The following is a 20,823-nucleotide window of genomic DNA, read 5'->3' as shown; positions in this document are numbered from 1 at the left end:
AAGTTCGCCCGCTCTTCACGCGGTGGCCCGTACCGGACCCGCCGTCACTTCTTGAGGGCTTCGCCGACCACCCTGTTGAAGTCGGCCACGGTCATCAGCGGCGTGCCCTGGCTGTCGGCGGTGAGCTGCTTGCCGTCCATGGCGAAGCCCGGGGTGCCCTTCACGCCTTCCTTGTTGTCGTCGAAGGTCTTCGACATGGCCATGGCCCAGGCGTCGTAGGTGCCCTTCTCGACCGCGTCCTGGAACTTCTTGTTGCCCTTCAGCTCGGGGACGCTGTCCGCGACCTTGATCAGGTAGCTGTCGTCCTTGAACTCGTCGGTCGTCTCCTCCGGGTGGAACTTCGCCGAGTACAGGGCGGCCTTGTAGTCGAGGAACGCCTTGTCGCTCACGTTCAGTGCGGCGCCCATGGCGCTCAGGGCGTTCTTGGAGCCCTCGCCGTTGTCCTTGTTGTCGATGAACGTGGCGCCGATGAACTGCATCTTGTACTTGCCGTCGTCGATGTCCTTCTTCACGGTCGGGCCGACGGTCTGCTCGAACTGGGCGCACACGGGGCAGCGCGGGTCCTCGTAGACCTTCAGGGTCTTCTTGGCCGATTCCTTGCCGATGACGACCGTGGTGCCCTTGGTGCCCGTGGTGTTGGCGGGGGTGACGACCTTGGCGTCCTTCTGGCCCTCCCAGTAGCTGGGCTTGTTGGCCTGGACGACCGCGTAGCTGATGCCGCCGGCTATCGCCAGGACACCGACGATGGAGCAGGCGACGACGATCTGCCGCTTGACCTTCGCGCGCTTGGCCTCGCGCTCGCGCTCGACGCGCAGCCGCTCGCGGGCCGCCGTCTTCGCCGCCTGGGTGTTCCGCTTGCTCATGGTGATGTTCTCCGTAAGGGGACGCGCACACGTGGGTGTGCGGAATGCGTAGGGGGACTGCCTGTGCTCGAAGAGCTCGAAGGCTCGAAAGTGCGGGATGCCTCAGCCGAAGGCGGGCGAGCACGGCGGTCCACGCCGTCCCAGGGAGTACGTGAGGATCCGGTCGCGGGCGGTGGGCGTGCGGTCGGTGGCGCGCGACGGCAGACACCGCCCGGCCGGAGCCTGCTCCACCGCGCCCGCGGCGACGGCCAGCAGCAATGGCCGGAAGGTCGTGGCCCCCACGGCCCGCAGCAGCTGGGCCAGGGCCCGCTCGCCGCGGCGCAGCCAGACGGCGGCGGCCAGGCCCACGCCGATGTGCGCGCCGAGCAGCAGCCAGGCGGTGGCCGGGTCGGCATGCGCGACCGCGGCCGCGAGCCGGTCGGTGCCGGTGGCCCCGGCCATCCGGGCCAGCGGGGTGCCGACCTCGCCGCCCCCGCACAGCACGTCCAGGCCGACCGAACGCAGCGGACCGGCGACCGGGCCGCCCGCCCGGCCGTAGCAGGCGTGCTGACCCGTGGTGAACACCGTGTCGGCGGCCAGTTCCAGCGGGATCAGCAGGGCCGCGATCCTCCCGAAGGAGCGCTCGCGGCCCGCCAGGGCGTACGCGATCACGAACACGGCGGCGGCGACCGCGGCCACCGTGCCCATCGGGAGCGGGACCTGGGACAGCAGCACGTGCGACGCGGTGCTGAGCGTCACGACCACTGCCGTGAACAGCGCCGCGCGTACGGCTCTGAGCTGGATCCCGGATATGTCCATAGCGAAAGGAGAGTCTGTCATGGGGGCCGGTAAGGGACCCCTAAAGGATGCCTGTGGGAGAGCGGACGGCGAAAGCCCCGGCTACAGGCCCGGGATCCGGCCGTTGCGGAACAGGTCCACGAAGGTCTGGTGGTCGGCGCGCGCGCGTGCACCGTAGCTGTGCGCGAAGTCGACCAGCAGCGGCGGGAAGCCGTCCTCGTCGGCCGCGATCGCCGCGTCGATGGCCCGCTCCGTGGAGAACGGCACCAGGGACTCCCCGGACTGGTCGTCCGCCGCCGAGTGCATCGTGGCCGTCGCCCGGCCGAGGTCGGCCACCACCTGGGCGATCTCCTCCGGGTCGTCGATGTCGCCCCAGTCGAGATCCACCGCGTACGGCGAGACCTCGGCGACCAGCTGGCCCGAGCCGTCCAGCTCCGTCCAGCCCAGCCACGGGTCGGCGTGGGCCTGGAGGGCGCGCTGGGAGATGACCGTGCGGTGCCCCTCGTGCTGGAAGTAGTCGCGGATCGCCTGGTCCGTGATGTGCCGGGAGACGGCCGGGGTCTGGGCCTGCTTGATGTAGATCACGACATCGTTCTCCAGGGCGTCGCTGTGGCCCTCCAGGAGGATGTTGTACGACGGCAGCCCCGCCGAGCCGATGCCGATGCCGCGCCGGCCGACGACGTCCTTCACCCGGTAGGAGTCCGGGCGGGCCAGGGAGCTGTCCGGCAGCGTCTCCAGGTAGCCGTCGAAGGCGGCGAGGACCTTGTAGCGCGTGGCCGCGTCCAGCTCGACGGAGCCGCCGCCCGGCGCGAAGCGGCGCTCGAAGTCGCGGATCTCCGTCATCGACTCCAGCAGGCCGAACCGGGTCAGCGAGCGGGCGTCACGCAGCGCGTCCAGCAGCGGGCCCTGCGCGGTGTCCAGCGTGAACGGCGGCACCTCGTCGCTCTTCGCACCCGTGGCCAGGGCGTGGATCCGCTCGCGGTAGGCGACGGCGTAGATCGTCACCAGCTCGGAGATCTGCTCGTCGCTGAGCGCCTTCGCGTACCCGATCAGCGCGATGGAGGCGGCGAAGCGCTTCAGGTCCCAGGTGAAGGGGCCGACGTAGGCCTCGTCGAAGTCGTTGACGTTGAAGATCAGCCGGCCGTTGGCGTCCATGTACGTGCCGAAGTTCTCCGCGTGCAGATCGCCGTGGATCCACACCCGCGAGGTGCGCTCGTCCAGGTACGGGCCGCCCCGCTTCTCAGCGTCGAGGTCGTTGTAGAAGAGGCATGCCGTGCCCCGGTAGAAGGCGAAGGCGGAGGCCGCCATCTTCCGGAACTTCACGCGGAACGCAGCCGGGTCGGCGGCCAGCAGCTGGCCGAAGGCGGTGTCGAAGACGGCGAGGATCTCCTCACCGCGGTGCTCGTCGTCGAGCTGCGGGAACGACATCGCTGGGTGCCTCCTGGTGCAGATGTTTCAGGGCGGCAGGTCCGCCCCTTGACTAACGTGCGGCGGGTCGCGGGAGTGCCCGCGACCCTCGCATGAAGGTACGCGGGTCAGCCCTCGGAGTGTCAGTGCCGAGGCATAGACTTCGACGCTGTCCCCCAGACTGTGCGCAGCCTGTCGGACCCCATTCGACGTACGTTTTCTCTGGAGGCCGCTGCCGTGTCAAAGCCGCCGTTCACGCACCTGCACGTCCACACCCAGTACTCGCTGCTGGACGGTGCCGCGCGGCTGAAGGACATGTTCAACGCGTGCAACGAGATGGGCATGTCGCACATCGCCATGTCCGACCACGGCAACCTCCACGGGGCGTACGACTTCTTCCACACGGCGCAGAAGGCGGGGGTCACGCCGATCATCGGCATCGAGGCGTACGTCGCGCCCGAGTCCCGCCGCAACAAGCGCAAGATCCAGTGGGGCCAGCCGCACCAGAAGCGGGACGACGTCTCCGGTTCCGGTGGCTACACCCACAAGACGATGTGGGCGGTGAACAGCACCGGACTGCACAACATCTTCCGGCTGTCCTCCGACGCGTACGCGGAGGGCTGGCTCCAGAAGTGGCCCCGGATGGACAAGGAGACCATCTCCCAGTGGTCCGAGGGCATCGTCGCCTCCACCGGCTGCCCCTCCGGCGAGGTCCAGACCCGGCTGCGCCTCGGTCACTTCGACGAGGCCCTCAAGGCCGCCGCCGACTACCAGGACATCTTCGGCAAGGAGCGCTACTTCCTGGAGCTGATGGACCACGGCATCGAGATCGAGCGCCGGGTCCGCGACGGCCTGCTGGAGATCGGCAAGAAGCTCGGCATCCCCCCGCTGGTCACCAACGACTCGCACTACACGTACTCGCACGAGTCGGTCGCCCACGACGCCCTGCTGTGCATCCAGACCGGCAAGAACCTCTCCGACCCCGACCGCTTCAGGTTCGACGGCACCGGCTACTACCTGAAGTCCACCGACGAGATGTACGCCATCGACTCCTCGGACGCCTGGCAGGAGGGCTGCGCCAACACCCGGCTGGTCGCCGAGATGGTCGACACCACGGGCATGTTCGAGAAGCGCGACCTGATGCCCAAGTTCGACATCCCGGAGGGGTACACCGAGGTCACCTGGTTCAAGGAGGAGGTCCGCCGCGGCATGGAGCGCCGCTTCTCGGGCGCCGTCCCCGAGGACCGCCAGAAGCAGGCCGAGTACGAGATGGACACCATCATCTCGATGGGCTTCCCGGGCTACTTCCTCGTGGTCGCCGACTTCATCATGTGGGCCAAGAAGCAGGGCATCGCGGTCGGCCCCGGCCGAGGCTCCGCGGCCGGCTCGATCGTCGCCTACGCCATGGGCATCACCGACCTCGACCCGATCCCGCACGGCCTGATCTTCGAGCGGTTCCTCAACCCCGAGCGCGTCTCCATGCCCGATGTCGACATCGACTTCGACGAGCGCCGGCGCGTCGAGGTGATCCGGTACGTGACGGAGAAGTACGGCGCCGACAAGGTCGCCATGATCGGCACCTACGGCACCATCAAGGCCAAGAACGCGATCAAGGACTCCGCGCGCGTGCTGGGCTACCCGTACGCGATGGGCGACCGCCTCACCAAGGCCATGCCCGCCGACGTCCTCGGCAAGGGCATCAACCTCGACGGCATCACCAACCCCGAGCACCCGCGCTACTCGGAGGCGGGCGAGATCCGGGGGATGTACGAGAACGAGCCGGACGTGAAGAAGGTCATCGACACCGCCAAGGGCGTCGAGGGCCTGGTCCGTCAGATGGGTGTGCACGCCGCCGGCGTGATCATGTCCAGCGAGACGATCACCGACCACGTCCCCGTCTGGGTCAGGCACACGGACAAGGTCACCATCACCCAGTGGGACTACCCGAGCTGTGAGTCGCTCGGCCTGCTGAAGATGGACTTCCTCGGCCTGCGCAACCTGACGATCATGGACGACGCCGTCAAGATGGTGAAGTCCAACAAGGGGGTCGACATCGACCTCCTGAGCCTCCCCCTCGACGACCCCACGACCTTCGAACTGCTCCAGCGCGGCGACACCCTCGGCGTCTTCCAGTTCGACGGCGGCCCGATGCGCTCCCTGCTCCGGCTGATGAAGCCGGACAACTTCGAAGACATCTCCGCCGTGTCGGCCCTGTACCGCCCGGGCCCGATGGGCATGAACTCCCACACGAACTACGCCCTTCGAAAGAACGGCCAGCAGGAGATCACGCCCATCCACAAGGAGCTCGAAGAGCCCCTCAGGGAGGTCCTGGACGTCACCCACGGGCTGATCGTCTACCAGGAGCAGGTGCAGAAGGCCGCCCAGATCATCGCGGGCTACTCGCTCGGCGAGGCCGACATCCTCCGCCGCGTGATGGGCAAGAAGAAGCCCGAGGAGCTGGCGAAGAACTTCGTCCTCTTCCAGGAGGGCGCCCGCAAGAAGGGCTACAGCGACGAGGCCATCCAGGCCCTGTGGGACGTGCTGGTCCCCTTCGCCGGCTACGCGTTCAACAAGGCGCACTCCGCCGCCTACGGCCTGGTCTCGTACTGGACCGCCTATCTCAAGGCGAACCACCCCGCCGAGTACATGGCCGCCCTGCTCACCTCGGTGAAGGACGACAAGGACAAGTCGGCCGTCTACCTCAACGAGTGCCGCCGCATGGGCATCAAGGTGCTCCCGCCGGACGTCAACGAGTCGATGTCCAACTTCGCGGCCCAGGGCGACGACGTGATCCTGTTCGGCCTCTCCGCCGTCCGCAACGTCGGCACGAACGTCGTCGAGTCGATCATCAGGTGCCGCAAGGCCAAGGGGAAGTACGTCTCCTTCCCGGACTACCTCGACAAGGTGGAGGCGGTGGTCTGCAACAAGCGCACCACCGAATCGCTGATCAAGGCCGGTGCCTTCGACGCCATGGGCCACACCCGCAAGGGTCTGACCGCGCACTACGAGCCGATGATCGACAACGTGGTCGCGGTCAAGCGCAAGGAGGCCGAGGGCCAGTTCGACCTCTTCGGCGGCATGGGCGAGGCCGAGACCAGCGAGCCGGGCTTCGGCCTCGATGTTGAGTTCTCCCCCGACGAGTGGGACAAGACCTATCTGCTCGCCCAGGAGCGGGAGATGCTCGGTCTGTACGTCTCCGACCACCCGCTGTTCGGGCTTGAGCACATCCTGTCCGACAAGGCGGACGCGGGTATCTCCCAGCTGACCGGCGGTGACTATTCCGACGGCTCGGTGGTGACCATCGGCGGCATCATCTCCGGCCTCCAGCGCAAGATGACCAAACAGGGCAACGCCTGGGCCATCGCCACCGTCGAGGACCTCGCCGGTTCGATCGAGTGCATGTTCTTCCCCGCGACCTACCAGCTCGTGTCGACGCAACTCGTCGAGGACGCCGTGGTGTTCGTCAAGGGGCGCCTCGACAAGCGTGAGGACATCCCGCGGCTCGTCGCGATGGAGCTGATGGTGCCGGACCTGTCGAACGCGGGTACCAACGCGCCCGTGATCCTCACCATCCCGGCCACCCGGGTCACCCCGCCGCTGGTCAGCCGTCTCGGCGAGGTGCTCAGCCACCACAAGGGCGACAGCGAGGTCCGGATCAAGCTCCAGGGGCCGACCAAGACCACCGTGCTGCGTCTGGACCGGCACCGGGTGAAGCCGGACCCGGCGCTCTTCGGCGACCTGAAGGTGCTGCTCGGGCCCTCCTGCCTGGCCGGCTGAGGCGGGGCCCGCGGGAGCAGGGCCGGCGGAGGGCTCTCGACGCGCGTGAGGGGCGTACCCGGTACCGGGTACGCCCCTCACGCATATGCGCAAGTGAGTGGGTCTCAACGACCCGTCACGCAGATGTCAGTTGTGGCCGAAGCTGCGCTTCCGCTTCCGGGTCGCCATGTCGCCGGGGGCGGCCACCTCGACCTCGGGCTGGGGCTCCGTCTGCGCAGCGGGGCTGCGGTCCGCCCGCTGGCCACGCTCGGTGGGACGCTGCTTGCGTTCACGGTTCTTGTTCTTGGCCATGGTGATGCCTCCTGTGGGGGATCTAGGGGCCAGGGCCGGGACCAGATTCACACAGGCCGACAACGATCGCATGTCGGACAATTACCGTGCGTGACAGGCCTGGTCGGAGCGGGAGCCCCGGAAACGCCACGCCGAAGATCGAGTTCCGGCCGTTAACCTCCGCGCGGTCGGGCAGACTCGAAGCAAGCCCGAAGCAAACCTCCTGGGAAGAGGGTGAGTCGTGTGGACCGCTGCATCGTCCTGGTGGACGCCGGGTATCTGCTGGGAGCGGCGGCGAGTCTCCTCGCCGGGGAACCCTCACGATCCCGTATCACCGTCGACCACACGGCCCTCATCCAGGGGCTGCGCGAACGCGCCGAGTCCGATACGCAGCAGCCCCTGCTGCGCATCTACTGGTTCGACGGCGCCCCCGACCGCGTCCCGCAACCGGAGCACCGCCGGCTGCGCGTGATGCCCCGGGTCACCGTCCGGCTGGGCGCGCTGACCCGCAGCGACGGCCGCTGGGCGCAGAAGGGCGTGGACGCCGCGATGCACGCCGAGCTCACCGAGCTGGCCCGCAACCGAGCCTGCTCCGACGTCGTCCTCGTCACCGGCGACGGCGACCTGCTGCCCGGCATGATGGCCGCCAAGGAGCACGGCGTCGCCGTCCATCTGTGGGCCGTCCAGGCCGCCGACGGCGACTACAACCAGTCCGAGGACCTGGTCGCCGAGGCCGATGAGCGGCGTGTCCTGGACCGGACGTGGATCACCAAGGCGGTCCGGGCCAAGGAGTACACCGGTGTGTGCGCCCCGCAGCCCGTGCCCCGGCCCGAGATCGCCGCGATCCTCTCCGCACCGCTGCCCGAGTCCTCGCTCGCCGCCACGGCCGAGCGGCCCGCCCCGCCGCCCCCGCACCCCGTCGCCGGCCCCGGGCAGAACGGCACCGAGGAGCGGGGCCCCGCCCCCAAAGGCGTCCCCACGCCCAAAGACCTGGCGGCCCTGCGCGCCCCCGGAACCCAGCCCGCCCAGCCCCCCGCCTCCGCCACCCTCCGCTGGTCCTCCGACAAGGGCTGGGTCGACCGGCCCACGGCCGAGCCCCCAGAAGCCGCCTCGATGCCGACGCTCGCCCAGCTGACCACGGCCGAGCAGCGGTGGGCCGACCGCGAGGAGGACATCACCACGGTCGGCGGCGACCCGTACGAGGTGGGGCAGGTCTTCGCGCGGCGCTGGGTGGAGCGCCTCGGCGACCAGAGCCAGCTGCCGAAGCTGTCGGGGATGTACCCGCGCATCCCGCACCGGGTCGACGGGGAGCTGCTGCGCTACGCCGCCCGCTTCGGCCTGCTCGCCCACAAGGACGACCAGATCGACGAGCGGGACCGGTACGCCATCCGAGCCGGTTTCTGGCGGGAGATCGGCGTACGCACGGGCGTGGAGCACACGCCCGTCGGTGACTGACTCCTTGCGGGCGGATTTCCCGGAATGGAGCGACCCGAGAACGGGCCGGGGTTCCCGACCCCGTAGTCTCGTCCCTTGTGAGTAAGCGCGCGGCACAGGCATTTCGGCACGAGGGTGACGTCGTGTGCGCGGTCCGCGGGCTGACCAAGACCTATCCGGCGGTGCGTGGACGGCGCGGCGCGCCCGGAACACCCGAGGTCCGGGCCACGGACGACGTACGGCTGGACATCAGGCGCGGCGAGATCTTCGGCCTGCTCGGGCCGAACGGCGCCGGCAAGTCCACTCTCGTACGGCAGCTCACCGGGCTGATGCGGCCCGACCGCGGCAGCGTGGAGATCCTCGGCCACGACATCGTCCGCCACCCGGAACGGGCCGCGCGCATCCTCGCCTACCTCGGGCAGGAGTCGACCGCCCTCGACGAGCTCACCGTGTCACTCGCCGCCGAGACCACCGGACGCCTGCGCGGCCTGGACGTACGGGCCGCGCGCGCCGAGCGGGACGACGTACTCGACGAACTGGGGCTCGCGCCGCTCGCCGGGCGGCCGCTGAAGAAGCTCTCCGGAGGCCAGCGGCGCCTGGCGTGCTTCGCCGCGGCACTGGTGGGGGAGCGGTCGCTGCTCGTGCTCGACGAGCCGACCTCCGGCATGGACCCGGTGGCGCGGCGGGCCGTGTGGTCCGCCGTCGACCGTCGACGTGCCGAGCGCGGGACCACCGTGCTGCTCGTCACCCACAACGTCATCGAGGCCGAGACCGTACTGGACCGGGTGGCCGTCCTCGACCGGGGGAAGGTGATCGCCTGCGACACCCCCGCCGGGCTCAAGGAACAGGTCGCCGGTGAGGTGCGGGTGGAGCTGGTGTGGCGGGACGCGGCGCCGCTGCACGTCCCCGAGGTGGCCGCGTTGCGGGACCGTGTCGTGGAGTCGGGCCGCCGCTGGACGCTCCGGCTCGGGCCCGAGGAGGCCCGGGCGGTCGTCGCCACCGTCACCGGCGGGGCCGCCTTCGCCGCCCTGGACGACTTCACGCTGGCCACACCGAGCCTGGAGGACGTGTACCTCGCGCTGGGCGGTGCCGTGCAGCAGGGGCTGGTGAAGGCGTGAGGAGCACCGGGGCCCTGAGCGCGGGGGACTTGAGTACACAGGCCGCCGCATACGTACCGAACAGGGCGACTGCCGCAGTGGACCCGAGCGAAGGGGAGCAGCGCGACGTGAGTGTCGTACCCGCCGATGTCCTGCCGGGCAGTGCCCTGGCCGCGGAGGAGCCCGCCGCGTGCGCGGCCGAGCTCGGGCCCAGGGCGCGGCTGTGGCCTTCGCTGGCGGCCGTGTACCGGGCACAGCTGTCCCGGGCGCGGGTCGCGCGGATCCCGCTGCTGTTCGTGGCGACCTTCCAGTCGATCGGGATCATGATCCTGATGCGCGGCGTCGTGGACGACGGGGCGGAGGCGCAGGCGGTCGTCGCCGGCTCTTCGGTCCTGGTCGTCGCCTTCGTCGCGCTGAACCTGCTCGCGCAGTACTTCGGGCAGCTGCGGGCCAGTGGCGGACTCGACCACTACGCGACCCTGCCGGTGCCGCCGGCGGCGGTGGTGCTGGGCGCGGCGGGCGCGTACGCCTCGTTCACCGTGCCGGGGACCATCGTGACGGCGGTGTTCGGCTGCGCGCTGTTCGGGCTGCCGCTGGCCCATCTGTGGGTCCTCATGGCCGTGATCCCGCTCGCGGGCGCCGCGCTCGCCGGGCTGGGGGCGGCGCTGGGGCTGCTCGCGCCCCGGCCGGAGCTGGCCACGCTCCTCGGACAGCTGGGCATGTCGGCGGCGCTGCTGCTGGGCGTGCTGCCGGCGGACCGGATGCCGGAGGTCGTGCGCTTCGCGCGGGACCTGCTGCCGTCGACCTACGGGGTCGAGGCCTTCGCGCGGACGTTCGGGCCGCACCCCGACTGGGCCTTCGTCCTCGGTGACCTCGCCGTGTGCGGGGTGGTGGGCGTCGTCTCGCTGGCCGTGGCGACCTGGGCGTACCGCCGGGCGGCCGTCCGGTGAGCGCGGAGCGGTCGTCCGGTGACGCGGCGCACAGGCGGGACTGGCACGATGGCAGGGTGACCGCACCACTGACTCCGCCACCGCCACCGCATGAACGTTCCGCGCAGGACGCGTGGCAGCCGCCGGCCGCCGGACCGGGCGCGAACGGGCCCCAGGCCCCCGGGTCCCAGCACGCCGAGTACGCCGGGCACGCCGAGTACGCCGGGCACGCCGAGTACGCCGGGCACGGCTGGTACGGACAGGACGGCCCCGGCATGAAGACCGAAGTGCGGGAAGCCGCCGTGATCTCGCTGGCCGTGGCGCTGGGCGGGGTGCTGCTCGGAGTGCTCTGGTGGTGGCTCGCGCCGCACGTGCCGCTGATCGGTGACGTGGCGGAGGGCAACTGGGTCGTCTACCTCAAGGACACCGAGGGCGAGCAGGCCGTCGGGGTCGACGGCGTGTTCACGCTGCTCGCGCTGGGCTTCGGGGCCGTCAGTGCGCTGGTCGTGTTCCTGCTGCGGCGGCGCGGGGGTGTGCCGCTGGTGGTGGGACTGGCCGTCGGCGGGCTGCTCGGGTCGTTGCTGGCGTGGCGGCTCGGGGTGTGGCTCGGGCCCGCGGAGGATGTCATCGCGCGGGCGCGGGAAGCGGGGCGGGGGGTGACGTTCTCCGCGCCGTTGAAGCTGGGGGCGAAGGGGGCGTTGCTGGCCTGGCCGCTGGCCGCGCTGGTGTTGCATCTGGGGCTCACGGCGTTGTTCGGGCCTCGGGATCCTGAGCCGGAGATTCCCGAGCAGCCGTATCAGGCGCCGCCTGCCGCGTAGGCGCTCGGCGTCGGGGCTGGGGGCGGGGGGTTCGCAGCCCGGCGTGGCGGGGTGCCTCCCCCACTCTCGGCTTCGCTCGAGCGGGGGGACCCCCACCGCCCACCCGTGCCGCCCCTAGCGGCACGCATGCCCGCAGCTAGGCGGCGCGTGTGTCCGCGGCTTGGCGGCGTGCGTGTCTGCGGCTTGGTGGCGGGTGTGTCCGCGGCTTGGCGGCGTGCGTGTCTGCGGCTTGGTGGCGGGTGTGTCCGCAGTTTGGTGGCGTGCGTGTCCGCAGCTAGGCGGCGCGTGTGTCCGCAGCGGGGGGCGGCCGGGTGCCCGCCAGGGAGGCGCTAGGCGCGGCTGACGGGTGCCAGTACCGCCTGCGTCAGCTTGGCCAGGGCCTCCGGGGACAGCTCCACCTCCAGGCCCCTGCGGCCCGCCGAGACGCAGATCGTGGCGTGGGACGACGCCGACTCGTCGAGGACCGTGGCCAGCTTCTTGCGCTGGCCCAGGGGAGAGATGCCGCCGCGGACGTAGCCCGTGGTGCGTTCGGCCAGGGTCGGGTCGGCCATCGTGGCGCGTTTGCCGCCGACCGCTGCCGCCAGGGACTTGAGGTCCAGTTGGCCTGCCACCGGGACCACCGCGACCGTCAGCGTGCCGTCGACGTCCGCCACCAGGGTCTTGAACACCCGGTCCGGTGAGACGCCCATCGCCTCGGCCGCCTCCTCGCCGTAGGACGGGTGGGCGGGGTCGTGGTCGTAGGAGTGGACCGTGAAGTCCACGCCCGCCGTCGTGAGCGCGACCGTGGCGGGCGTGCCCCCCCGGCTGCTGTTGCTTCTTCGACTTCTTCGCCATGCCGGTCCGCTTCAGTTGAGGCTCATCGGGCCGCGCGTCAGTTCCGACGCCGGCAACGACGGCAGATTACGGATGATGGCCGTCTCCGAGCGAAGGAGTTTCAGCTCGTCGCGCAGACGGGACGCCGTGTCGGGGGCCTGGAGCAGGCGTTGCTTGGAGGGGGTGTCCAGCATCATCGCCGCCGCCACCAGATACGACACCACGCCCGGTTCGTCGGGCAGCTCGGCACCGGTCGCCAGGGAGCGTTCCCGCGCGCCGGCCAGCCGCTTCTGGTACTGGCGGAAGGACCGCAGCACCCCCTCGGCCAGCGGCGCGGCCTCGTCGCCGGGCTCCTCGGGCAGCGTCTCCAGCTCGGCCGTCAGAAACGGGCCGGACCCGTCGACGGACAGCAGCCGCACCCGGGAGGTGCCGGTCGCCAGCACTTCGAAGGAGCCGTCGGTCCGCTCCCGGATCGTCGCCGCGTCGGCCACACAGCCCACCTTGTGGAACGCCTTGACCGGGTCCGCGCCGAAACCGGCCAGGGGGCCCCGGTCGGGCAGGGCCGTCGGGTCGGGCATGCCGGGCGCGCTCGGGGCCACCTCGTGGCCGTCGCGGATCGCCACGACGGCGAACCGGCGCGGCTCGTCCTCCGGGGTCTTCAGCAGCTCGCGCATCATGGCGCGATACCGCTCCTCGAAGACGTTGAGCGGGAGCACGAGCCCCGGGAACAACACCGAGTTCAGGGGGAAGAGGGGGAGCCGGACGGTGGTCACGACGCAAAAGCCTAATGGTCGCCGGAGCGGACTCGTCCGCCCCGTTCACTCCGTGGATGCCAGGGCGGCTGACCTGCCGTCGCGGCCCGGACGTCGTCGCGTACCCGCAGGAAGTGTCCGAGCGGGTCGTCCGACACCTGGTCCCAGGGGAACGAGGTGGCGTACGGGCCGTTCAGCCGCAGCTGCTCGGCGGCGTCCCGCCAGCGCTCCAGGCACACCAGGACGAAGATCAGCAGGTTCCGCATCCGGGCGGGCCAGGGGTCGGCCGCCGGCAGCAGCGGGGACAGCGCGATCGCCCGGTCGGCGGCCGCGTCCAGCCGCTCGCGCGGTACCTCGGGTCCGCAGCCGTCGGTCAGGTAGCCGAAGGCCGCCCGCAGCGGGAGTGCCTGGGCGAGCGCGTCGGCGGGCGCGTCCTGTGCGGCCCGGTCGGCGAAGTCGAAGCACTCCTGGTGCGAACCGTGCCAGTAGGCGGCCAGATAGCGCAGGGCCGCCACATGGGATCCGTAGTGGTGCGGAGACCGGCGTACGGCAGCCGCCCACAGCTCCTCGAAGTACTTGTGCCCGGCCTGCGCGCCCCGCGCGTGGTCGAGCGCGAGCCGCCACGGCACCGGGTCACGCTGGTCGCCCCGGGCCGCGGCCGTGAGCAGCGGGCTCACCTCGCGCAGCAGTTCGGTGCGGGCCGGTGAGAGCCAGGCGCGGTCCACCGCCAGCTGGGCCCCGACCAGCAGCGCGTCGGGGTCGTGCGGGGCGGTGGCGAGCCAGGCGTCCAGCCATTCGGGGCGCGAGTGGGCGAAGGCGGCCAGCCGGGTCACGTACCGGTCGCGCCGTTCCCACTCGGCCGCCGCGCGGGTGGCCTGGAGCAGCCCGGCGGCCGGTCCGTGGTCGCCGCGGGCGGCGGCGACCAGTGCCGGACTCAGCCGCGCGTCGGGCGCGTCGAGCAGCACCTCGTCGTCGGCGCACAGTCCGCCGACGAGGTGGGGGGCGGTCCTTGTCATCCGGCTCGCGCGGATGAACGGGAGCTGCAGAGCCATGGTGTCGACCATTGAAAGACCGCTGGTCACAGCGGCGCCAGATGGTTCGGGGAACTCGCCGAAAGTTGTACGCCCGTTGGTCAAGAGAAGGTAAAGGTGTGACAGTTCAACAACTGTGGTCACACCCGCAACATCAGTTGCGCCGCAGCAGTCGGGTGGCCCCCGCCGCCACCGTCGTCGCCAGGATCCAGCCCAGCAGGATCATCGCGGTCGCCAGCCACTGCCAGCCCCCGCGCAGCTGCCAGAAGCCCACCTGGCCCAGGTCGATGACCGGCAGCAGCAGATCGAGCGTGAAGAGCGTGGGACTCCACTCCGGATGCTCGCCCCGCTTCAGCGGCGGATGGCCGGCCTGCGCGAAGGCGAGCGAGCCCGCCGCCCACAGCACCGCCATCCACACGGCGGCCCGGCCCGGCCGGTACCCGTAGGCCACCGTCCAGTCCTGCACATAGCCCCACAGCTTGGCGGCCGGCGGCAGGCTCTCGCGGTGCCGGCGCTGCTTGGCGAGCAGCACCTCACGGGCGTCCTCGTCCTCCCCGCCGGCCCGCAGCACGGACGCCAGGCGCTCGTACGGCTCCGGGTTGTACTCGGCGGTCGCCGCCGCCACCCAGTCCAGCCGCTCGGCCAGCGGGAACGGGCCGCGCGGCACGAGGTTCTCGTAGGCGAAGCCGCCCATGTGCAGCCGCCCCGGGCCGGGCCAGGCGTCCGCCCGGTCCATCAGGTTGATGACCTTCGCCCCCGACAGCACCACCCGCCCGCGTGCCGGGTGCTCCCCGAGGAACCGCAGCTCGGGTGTCTGCACCCGGCGCAGCGACAGCTCCTGGTCCTCGGTGAGGGCGAACCGGGCCCGCTCGAAGTCGACGGCGTCGCCGAACCGCCCGTCGTCGAGCCGTATCCCGCCCTCGCACTCGAACCGCTGGATCCGGGTACCGCGTGCCGGGGTCATCCCGCTCATCGCCTGGGCGCCGACCCCCGCCGGGGTCAGATAGAGGCTGCGCTCGACGGTCAGCTGCGGGGCGTTCAGCGCGAGCCGCGCGTAGGGGTTGGCCAGGCGCGCGCCGCGCAGGCTCAGCGAGACGCCGATGGTGGCCGCGCGCAGGCTCAGCTCGCCGTGCGACTCCAGCAGCTCGGCCTGTAAGTCCTGGCCGACGGTCAGGCCGTCCGCGGCGATCGACCGGCCGCTGCGGTCCCGGTGCGCGATCGCCTGGTTGAGCATCAGGTCCGTGCCGATCTGCGCGTCCGTGAGCCGGATGCCGCGGTGGAAGCGGCAGCGCGGCAGATGCAGATCGCCCTCCGTGTGCACCCGGGCCGCCTCCAGCCGGGGCACCGAGCAGTCCACCATCCGCAGGGTCGTGAAACGGGCCTCCGGCACCAGGACGTCCTCGTCGAACCGGCACTGACGCATCTCGGCGTACGGCACCACCGTGCCGCCCGCGAGGTCCAGCGAGCCGCTGACCCGTACGCCGGCCAGCTTCAGCGAGGACACCCGGCCGGCCAGAGCGGGTGGGCCGTCCAGCAGCAGCCAGCACACGATCCGGGCCCGTACCGTCCGGTCCTCGCCCCAGGGGTGGCCGCCGTGCGGGTCGTCCACCAGCGGATCGCCGCTGCTCAGGTCGTACACGGTGCCGTTGCGGAAGGCCTGCCACATGCCGGCCTCGGCCGCGGTCAGGTCCTCGGGCACATCCCCGGCGCGCACGCCGGCCCCCTCGGTCACGTCTTTCCCTTCCTCCCCGGGTACTCGCGGGTTGGTTTCTTCGTACAACTGTTCATGCCCGCTGGGTGACGCCCCGAAAGCAGGATGTGAAGGGGATCTTCCGGGTTCCCGCGGCGTTCTGTATCAGCCATTGATACGCGCGGACGGCGGCTTACCCGGGTCTGAGAGAATTGAGCACGTGATCTCTCGTATCGATCTGCGCGGCGACGCCCTCCCCGAGGGCACCGCCCTGCGTGACCTGCTGCCCCGAGCCGAATTCGACGTAGCGGCCGCCCTGGAGAAGGTGCGTCCGATCTGCGAGGACGTGCATCATCGGGGCGACGCGGCGCTGATCGACTTCGCCGAGCGGTTCGACGGGGTCAGGCTCGACCAGGTACGGGTACCGGCCGCCGCGCTCACCCGCGCGCTCCAGGAGCTCGACCCGGCCGTGCGCGCGGCCCTGGAGGAGTCCATCCGCCGCGCCCGGACCGTCCACCGCGCGCAGCGCCGCGACACGCACACCACCCAGGTGGTGCCCGGCGGAGCCGTGACCGAGAAGTGGGTACCGGTCGAGCGGGTCGGGCTGTACGCGCCCGGCGGCCGCTCCGTCTACCCGTCCTCCGTGATCATGAACGTGGTGCCCGCGCAGGAGGCAGGCGTCGAGTCCATCGCGCTCGCCTCGCCCGCCCAGGCCGAATTCGACGGCCTGCCGCACCCCACCATCCTCGCCGCCTGCGCGCTGCTCGGCGTCGACGAGGTGTACGCGGCCGGCGGCGCCACGGCCGTCGCGATGTTCGCCTACGGCACCGAGTCCTGCGCGCCCGCGAACATGGTCACCGGCCCCGGCAACATCTGGGTCGCCGCCGCCAAGCGCTACTTCACCGGCAAGATCGGCATCGACGCCGAGGCCGGCCCGACCGAGATCGCGGTCCTCGCCGACGACACGGCCGACCCGGTGCACGTCGCCTCCGACCTGATCAGCCAGGCCGAGCACGACCCGCTGGCCGCCGCCGTGCTCGTCACCGACTCCGTCGAGCTGGCGGACGCCGTGGAGAAGGAGCTGGAGCCGCAGATCGCGGCCACCAGGCACGTCGACGACCGGATCGTCCCGGCCCTGTCCGGCAAGCAGTCCGCGATCGTGCTGGTCGACGGTGTCGACGAGGGCCTGAGGGTGGTCGACGCGTACGGCGCCGAGCACCTGGAGATCCAGACGGCGGACGCCGCGGCCGTGGCCGACCGGGTCCGCAACGCCGGCGCGATCTTCATCGGCCCCTGGGCCCCGGTCTCCCTCGGCGACTACGCGGCCGGCTCCAACCACGTCCTGCCCACCGGCGGCTGCGCCTGCCACTCCTCGGGCCTGTCGGTCCAGTCCTTCCTGCGCGGTATCCACATCGTCGACTACACGAAGGACGCGTTGGCCGAGGTCGCGCACCATGTGGTGACGCTGGCGGAGGCGGAGGATCTGCCCGCGCACGGCGCGGCGATCAAGGCGAGGTTCGGGTGGAAGGTTCCAGAAGGCAAGTGACAGGCATCGACGATCTCCCCGTACGGGACGAGCTGCGCGGCAAGTCCCCCTACGGCGCACCCCAGCTGGACGTCCCCGTACGGCTGAACACCAACGAGAACCCCTACCCGCTGCCCGAGCCGCTGGTCGAGCGCATCGCCGAGCGGGTCCGTGAGGCGGCCCGGAACCTCAACCGCTACCCGGACCGGGACGCGGTCGAGCTGCGCACCAAGCTCGCCCAGTATCTGACGGACACCTCCGGCCACGAGGTCGGCCTGGCCAACGTATGGGCGGCCAACGGCTCCAACGAGGTCATCCAGCAGCTGCTGCAGACCTTCGGCGGGCCGGGCCGTACGGCGATCGGCTTCGAGCCGTCGTACTCGATGCACGGGCTCATCTCGCGCGGCACGGGCACGGGCTGGATCTCCGGTCCCCGCAACGAGGACTTCACGGTCGACCTGGAGGCCGCCGAGAAGGCGATCGCCGAGCACCGGCCCGACGTCGTCTTCATCACCACCCCCAACAACCCGACCGGCAACGCGGTCCCGCCCGGGACCGTCCTCGCGCTGTACGAGGCCGCGCAGGCCGCCAAGCCGTCGATGGTCGTGGTGGACGAGGCGTACATCGAGTTCAGCCACGGCGACTCGCTGCTGCCGCTGCTGGAGGGCCGCCCGAACCTCGTCGTCTCCCGCACGATGTCGAAGGCGTTCGGCGCGGCCGGCCTGCGCCTCGGCTACCTGGCCGCGCACCCGGCCGTCGTGGACGCCGTCCAGCTGGTCCGCCTGCCGTACCACCTGTCGGCCGTCACGCAGGCGACCGCCCTGGCCGCCCTGGAGCACACCGCAACGCTGCTGGGCTACGTCGAGCAGCTCAAGGCCGAGCGGGACCGCCTGGTCACCGAGCTGCGCGCGACCGGCTACGACGTCGTCGAGTCCGACGCCAACTTCGTGCAGTTCGGCAGGTTCGAGGACGCGCACACGGCCTGGCGGAAGATCCTCGACCAGGGCGTCCTGGTCCGGGACAACGGCATCCCCGGGTGGCTGCGGGTATCAGCCGGAACCCCCGAAGAGAACGACGCGTTCCTCGACGCGGTACGTGCACTGAAGAAGGAGCAGAGTTCATGAGCCGCACCGGACGCGTGGAGCGGACGACCAAGGAGACCACGGTCCTCGTCGAGATAGACCTCGACGGCACCGGCAAGACGGAGATCTCCACCGGCGTCGGCTTCTACGACCACATGCTCGACCAGCTCGGCCGGCACGGTCTGTTCGACCTGACCGTGAAGACCGAGGGCGATCTGCACATCGACTCGCACCACACCATCGAGGACACCGCCCTCGCGCTCGGCGCCGCCTTCAAGCAGGCCCTCGGCGACAAGGTGGGCATCTACCGCTTCGGCAACTGCACGGTCCCGCTGGACGAGTCCCTCGCGCAGGTCACCGTCGACCTGTCCGGCCGCCCCTACCTCGTGCACACCGAGCCCGAGAAGATGGCGCCGATGATCGGCGAGTACGACACCACGATGACGCGGCACATCCTGGAGTCCTTCGTGGCCCAGGCCCAGATCGCGCTGCACGTGCACGTGCCCTACGGGCGCAACGCGCACCACATCGTGGAGTGCCAGTTCAAGGCGCTGGCCCGGGCCCTGCGCTACGCCTCCGAGCGTGACCCGCGCGCGGCCGGCATCCTCCCCTCCACGAAGGGCGCCCTGTGAACGGCATCTCGACCCTGCTGATCGTCGTCGGACTCTTCCTCGCCGGCGGGATCTACTCCTTCGTCAAGCAGAAGATGCCCAAGGGCCTGATCGTGCTGCTGTCGATAGGCGCCGCGATGTGCCTGGTGGCCGGTGTCGTGAGGCTGGAGGTGTGGAATTGAGCAGCGGCGCCAAGAAGGTCGTCGTCTTCGACTACGGCTTCGGCAACGTCCGCTCCGCCGAGCGGGCCCTCGCGCGCGCGGGAGCCGACGTCGAGATCACCCGTGACTACGACAAGGCCATGAACGCCGACGGGCTGCTCGTCCCCGGCGTCGGCGCCTTCGCCTCCTGCATGAAGGGGCTGCGCGAGGCGCGCGGCGACTGGATCGTCGACCGCAGGCTGTCCGGCGGCCGCCCGGTCATGGGCATCTGCGTCGGCATGCAGATCCTCTTCGCGCGCGGCATCGAGCACGGCGTGGAGACCGACGGCCTCGACGAGTGGCCCGGCTCGGTCGAGCCGCTCCAGGCCGACATCGTGCCCCACATGGGCTGGAACACCGTGGAGGCCGCGGCCGGCTCGCGGCTGTTCGCCGGCCTGGACGCGGACGCCCGCTTCTACTTCGTGCACTCCTACGCCGTCCACGACTGGTCGCTGGAGACCCACAACCCGGCCCTCGCACCCCCCAAGGTGACCTGGTCGACGCACGGCAAGCCGTTCGTCGCGGCCGTCGAGAACGGCGCCCTGTGGGCCACGCAGTTCCACCCCGAGAAGTCCGGCGACGCCGGAGCCCAGCTCCTCACCAACTGGATCGGAACACTGTGAGCAAGCTCGAACTCCTCCCCGCCGTCGACGTCCGGGACGGCCAGGCGGTCCGCCTGGTGCACGGCGAGTCCGGTTCGGAGACCTCCTACGGCTCCCCCCTGGAGGCCGCCCTCGCCTGGCAGCGGTCCGGCGCCGAGTGGCTGCACCTGGTCGACCTGGACGCCGCGTTCGGCACGGGGAACAACCGGGAGCTGATCGCCGAGGTCGCGCAGGCCATGGACATCAAGGTGGAGCTGTCCGGCGGCATCCGCGACGACGACACCCTCGCCGCCGCCCTGGCCACCGGCTGCAAGCGCGTGAACCTCGGCACGGCCGCCCTGGAGACCCCCGAGTGGGTCGCCAAGGTCATCGCCGAGCACGGCGACCAGATCGCCGTCGGCCTCGACGTACGCGGCACGACCCTGCGCGGCCGGGGCTGGACCCGAGACGGCGGCGACCTCTACGAGACGCTGGCGCGCCTCGACAAGGAGGGCTGCGCGCGGTACGTCGTCACGGACATCGCCAAGGACGGCACGCTCCAGGGCCCGAACCTCGAGCTGCTGCGCAATGTCTGCGCCGCCACCGATCGCCCTGTCGTGGCCTCCGGCGGCGTGTCCTCCCTGGACGACCTGCGGGCCATCGCCGAGCTCGTCCCCCTCGGTGTCGAGGGCGCGATCGTAGGGAAGGCGCTGTACGCGAAGGCGTTCACCCTGGAAGAAGCCTTGGAGGCTGTGTCGTCATGACCACCCGGCGCGTGCAGAGCGGAAGTCCCTGGGAAGAGTCCTTCGGTTTTGCACGCGCCGTCGAGGCGGGCGACCGCGTGCTGGTCGCGGGCACGACCGCCTTCAAGGGCGATGTGCTCTACGGCGAGGGCGACCCGTACGAGCAGGCCAAGGTGGCCTTCACCACCGCCCTGGAGGCGATCACCGAGTTCGGGCTCACGGCCGATTCCGTGATCCGCACACGGGTGTATCTGGCCCACGCGCGGGACGTCGACGCGGTGGGGCGGGCCCACAAGGAACTGTTCGACGCCGTACGGCCGGTCACGACCCTGCTGGTCGTGGAGGGCTTCATCGACTCCCGGGTCCTGGTGTCGGTGGAAGTGGAAGCATTCAGAGGGACACCTTCAAAGGAAGACTAGAGGA

The 20,823-nt window shown here is 70.9% G+C and carries 19 protein-coding genes and 1 pseudogene; 12 read left to right on the top strand and 8 right to left on the bottom strand.

The annotated features are described in order from the left end of the window. Window positions 1–44: 44 nt before the first annotated feature. The 3 genes from ACIBK5_RS17775 to ACIBK5_RS17765 form a co-directional block, all read right to left on the bottom strand. Window positions 45–863, bottom strand: coding sequence for a thioredoxin domain-containing protein (locus ACIBK5_RS17775; protein WP_399020631.1), 819 nt, complete (start codon window positions 861–863; stop codon window positions 45–47). 102 nt (window positions 864–965) lie between these two features. After that, window positions 966–1,661: a hypothetical protein gene (locus ACIBK5_RS17770; RefSeq protein WP_399020629.1), complete on the bottom strand. Its 696-nt coding sequence runs from the start codon at window positions 1,659–1,661 to the stop codon at window positions 966–968. 81 nt (window positions 1,662–1,742) lie between these two features. Further along, window positions 1,743–3,068 (bottom strand): DUF2252 domain-containing protein, encoded by a 1,326-nt coding sequence (locus ACIBK5_RS17765; RefSeq protein ID WP_399020627.1) that lies wholly within the window; start codon window positions 3,066–3,068, stop codon window positions 1,743–1,745. Window positions 3,069–3,284: 216 nt separating this feature from the next. On the opposite strand from ACIBK5_RS17765, the gene dnaE reads away from it, so the two are divergent. Further along, on the top strand, window positions 3,285–6,824 hold the full coding sequence (dnaE, locus tag ACIBK5_RS17760) for a DNA polymerase III subunit alpha (RefSeq protein ID WP_399020625.1): 3,540 nt from the start codon (window positions 3,285–3,287) through the stop codon (window positions 6,822–6,824). 126 nt (window positions 6,825–6,950) lie between these two features. Here the strand turns inward: dnaE and ACIBK5_RS17755 are convergent, their stop codons facing one another. Continuing rightward, window positions 6,951–7,115, bottom strand: a complete 165-nt coding sequence (locus ACIBK5_RS17755; RefSeq protein WP_229873351.1) for a hypothetical protein — start codon at window positions 7,113–7,115, stop codon at window positions 6,951–6,953. 222 nt (window positions 7,116–7,337) lie between these two features. On the opposite strand from ACIBK5_RS17755, the gene ACIBK5_RS17750 reads away from it, so the two are divergent. From ACIBK5_RS17750 to ACIBK5_RS17735, 4 genes are all read left to right on the top strand, one after another. Beyond that, window positions 7,338–8,549, top strand: a complete 1,212-nt coding sequence (locus ACIBK5_RS17750; RefSeq protein ID WP_399020623.1) for an NYN domain-containing protein — start codon at window positions 7,338–7,340, stop codon at window positions 8,547–8,549. 122 nt (window positions 8,550–8,671) lie between these two features. Continuing rightward, a complete protein-coding gene (locus ACIBK5_RS17745) occupies window positions 8,672–9,646 on the top strand; it encodes an ABC transporter ATP-binding protein (protein WP_382499059.1) in 975 nt (324 codons plus the stop codon). Between the two features lie 107 nt (window positions 9,647–9,753). Then, window positions 9,754–10,575 carry an ABC transporter permease gene (locus ACIBK5_RS17740; protein WP_382499057.1) on the top strand — a complete coding sequence of 274 codons (822 nt, stop codon included), beginning with the start codon at window positions 9,754–9,756 and terminating at the stop codon, window positions 10,573–10,575. A gap of 56 nt (window positions 10,576–10,631) precedes the next feature. Continuing rightward, window positions 10,632–11,372, top strand: coding sequence for an AAA family ATPase (locus ACIBK5_RS17735; protein WP_399020621.1), 741 nt, complete (start codon window positions 10,632–10,634; stop codon window positions 11,370–11,372). 329 nt (window positions 11,373–11,701) lie between these two features. On the opposite strand, the pseudogene ybaK reads toward ACIBK5_RS17735, so the two are convergent. The 4 genes and pseudogenes from ybaK to ACIBK5_RS17715 form a co-directional block, all read right to left on the bottom strand. Then, window positions 11,702–12,206 (bottom strand): annotated as a pseudogene (ybaK, locus tag ACIBK5_RS17730) (Cys-tRNA(Pro) deacylase). 11 nt (window positions 12,207–12,217) lie between these two features. Then, complete coding sequence (locus ACIBK5_RS17725; RefSeq protein WP_399020619.1) at window positions 12,218–12,958, bottom strand: LON peptidase substrate-binding domain-containing protein; 741 nt, start codon at window positions 12,956–12,958, stop codon at window positions 12,218–12,220. An 11-nt stretch (window positions 12,959–12,969) separates the two neighbouring features. Continuing rightward, window positions 12,970–14,001 (bottom strand): hypothetical protein, encoded by a 1,032-nt coding sequence (locus ACIBK5_RS17720; protein ID WP_399020617.1) that lies wholly within the window; start codon window positions 13,999–14,001, stop codon window positions 12,970–12,972. A 121-nt stretch (window positions 14,002–14,122) separates the two neighbouring features. Continuing rightward, window positions 14,123–15,700, bottom strand: coding sequence for an oxidoreductase (locus tag ACIBK5_RS17715; protein WP_399020615.1), 1,578 nt, complete (start codon window positions 15,698–15,700; stop codon window positions 14,123–14,125). Between the two features lie 178 nt (window positions 15,701–15,878). Between ACIBK5_RS17715 and hisD the strand changes: the two genes are divergently transcribed. The 7 genes from hisD to ACIBK5_RS17680 are packed head-to-tail and all read left to right on the top strand — an operon-like array spanning window position 15,879 to window position 20,819. Continuing rightward, a complete protein-coding gene (gene hisD, locus ACIBK5_RS17710; protein WP_399020613.1) occupies window positions 15,879–17,204 on the top strand; it encodes a histidinol dehydrogenase in 1,326 nt (441 codons plus the stop codon). Beyond that, window positions 17,201–18,307, top strand: a complete 1,107-nt coding sequence (locus tag ACIBK5_RS17705; protein ID WP_399020611.1) for a histidinol-phosphate transaminase — start codon at window positions 17,201–17,203, stop codon at window positions 18,305–18,307. Before hisD ends, ACIBK5_RS17705 begins: the two co-directional genes overlap by 4 nt. After that, complete coding sequence (hisB, locus tag ACIBK5_RS17700; RefSeq protein WP_030248649.1) at window positions 18,304–18,897, top strand: imidazoleglycerol-phosphate dehydratase HisB; 594 nt, start codon at window positions 18,304–18,306, stop codon at window positions 18,895–18,897. Before ACIBK5_RS17705 ends, hisB begins: the two co-directional genes overlap by 4 nt. Then, window positions 18,894–19,058: a hypothetical protein gene (locus ACIBK5_RS17695; protein WP_355826654.1), complete on the top strand. Its 165-nt coding sequence runs from the start codon at window positions 18,894–18,896 to the stop codon at window positions 19,056–19,058. The genes hisB and ACIBK5_RS17695 overlap by 4 nt, the downstream gene beginning before the upstream one ends. Next, a complete protein-coding gene (hisH, locus tag ACIBK5_RS17690) occupies window positions 19,049–19,699 on the top strand; it encodes an imidazole glycerol phosphate synthase subunit HisH (protein ID WP_399020608.1) in 651 nt (216 codons plus the stop codon). Before ACIBK5_RS17695 ends, hisH begins: the two co-directional genes overlap by 10 nt. Then, window positions 19,696–20,421, top strand: coding sequence for a bifunctional 1-(5-phosphoribosyl)-5-((5-phosphoribosylamino)methylideneamino)imidazole-4-carboxamide isomerase/phosphoribosylanthranilate isomerase PriA (gene priA, locus ACIBK5_RS17685; protein WP_399020606.1), 726 nt, complete (start codon window positions 19,696–19,698; stop codon window positions 20,419–20,421). Before hisH ends, priA begins: the two co-directional genes overlap by 4 nt. Then, window positions 20,418–20,819 carry a RidA family protein gene (locus ACIBK5_RS17680; protein WP_399020604.1) on the top strand — a complete coding sequence of 134 codons (402 nt, stop codon included), beginning with the start codon at window positions 20,418–20,420 and terminating at the stop codon, window positions 20,817–20,819. Before priA ends, ACIBK5_RS17680 begins: the two co-directional genes overlap by 4 nt. Window positions 20,820–20,823: the final 4 nt, after the last annotated feature.

This window comes from Streptomyces sp. NPDC050546, from assembly GCF_044457425.1.
Lineage (GTDB): Bacteria > Actinomycetota > Actinomycetes > Streptomycetales > Streptomycetaceae > Streptomyces.
The sequence above is the reverse complement of the archived record's forward strand: the minus strand, read 5'-3'. Positions and strand labels throughout refer to the sequence as shown.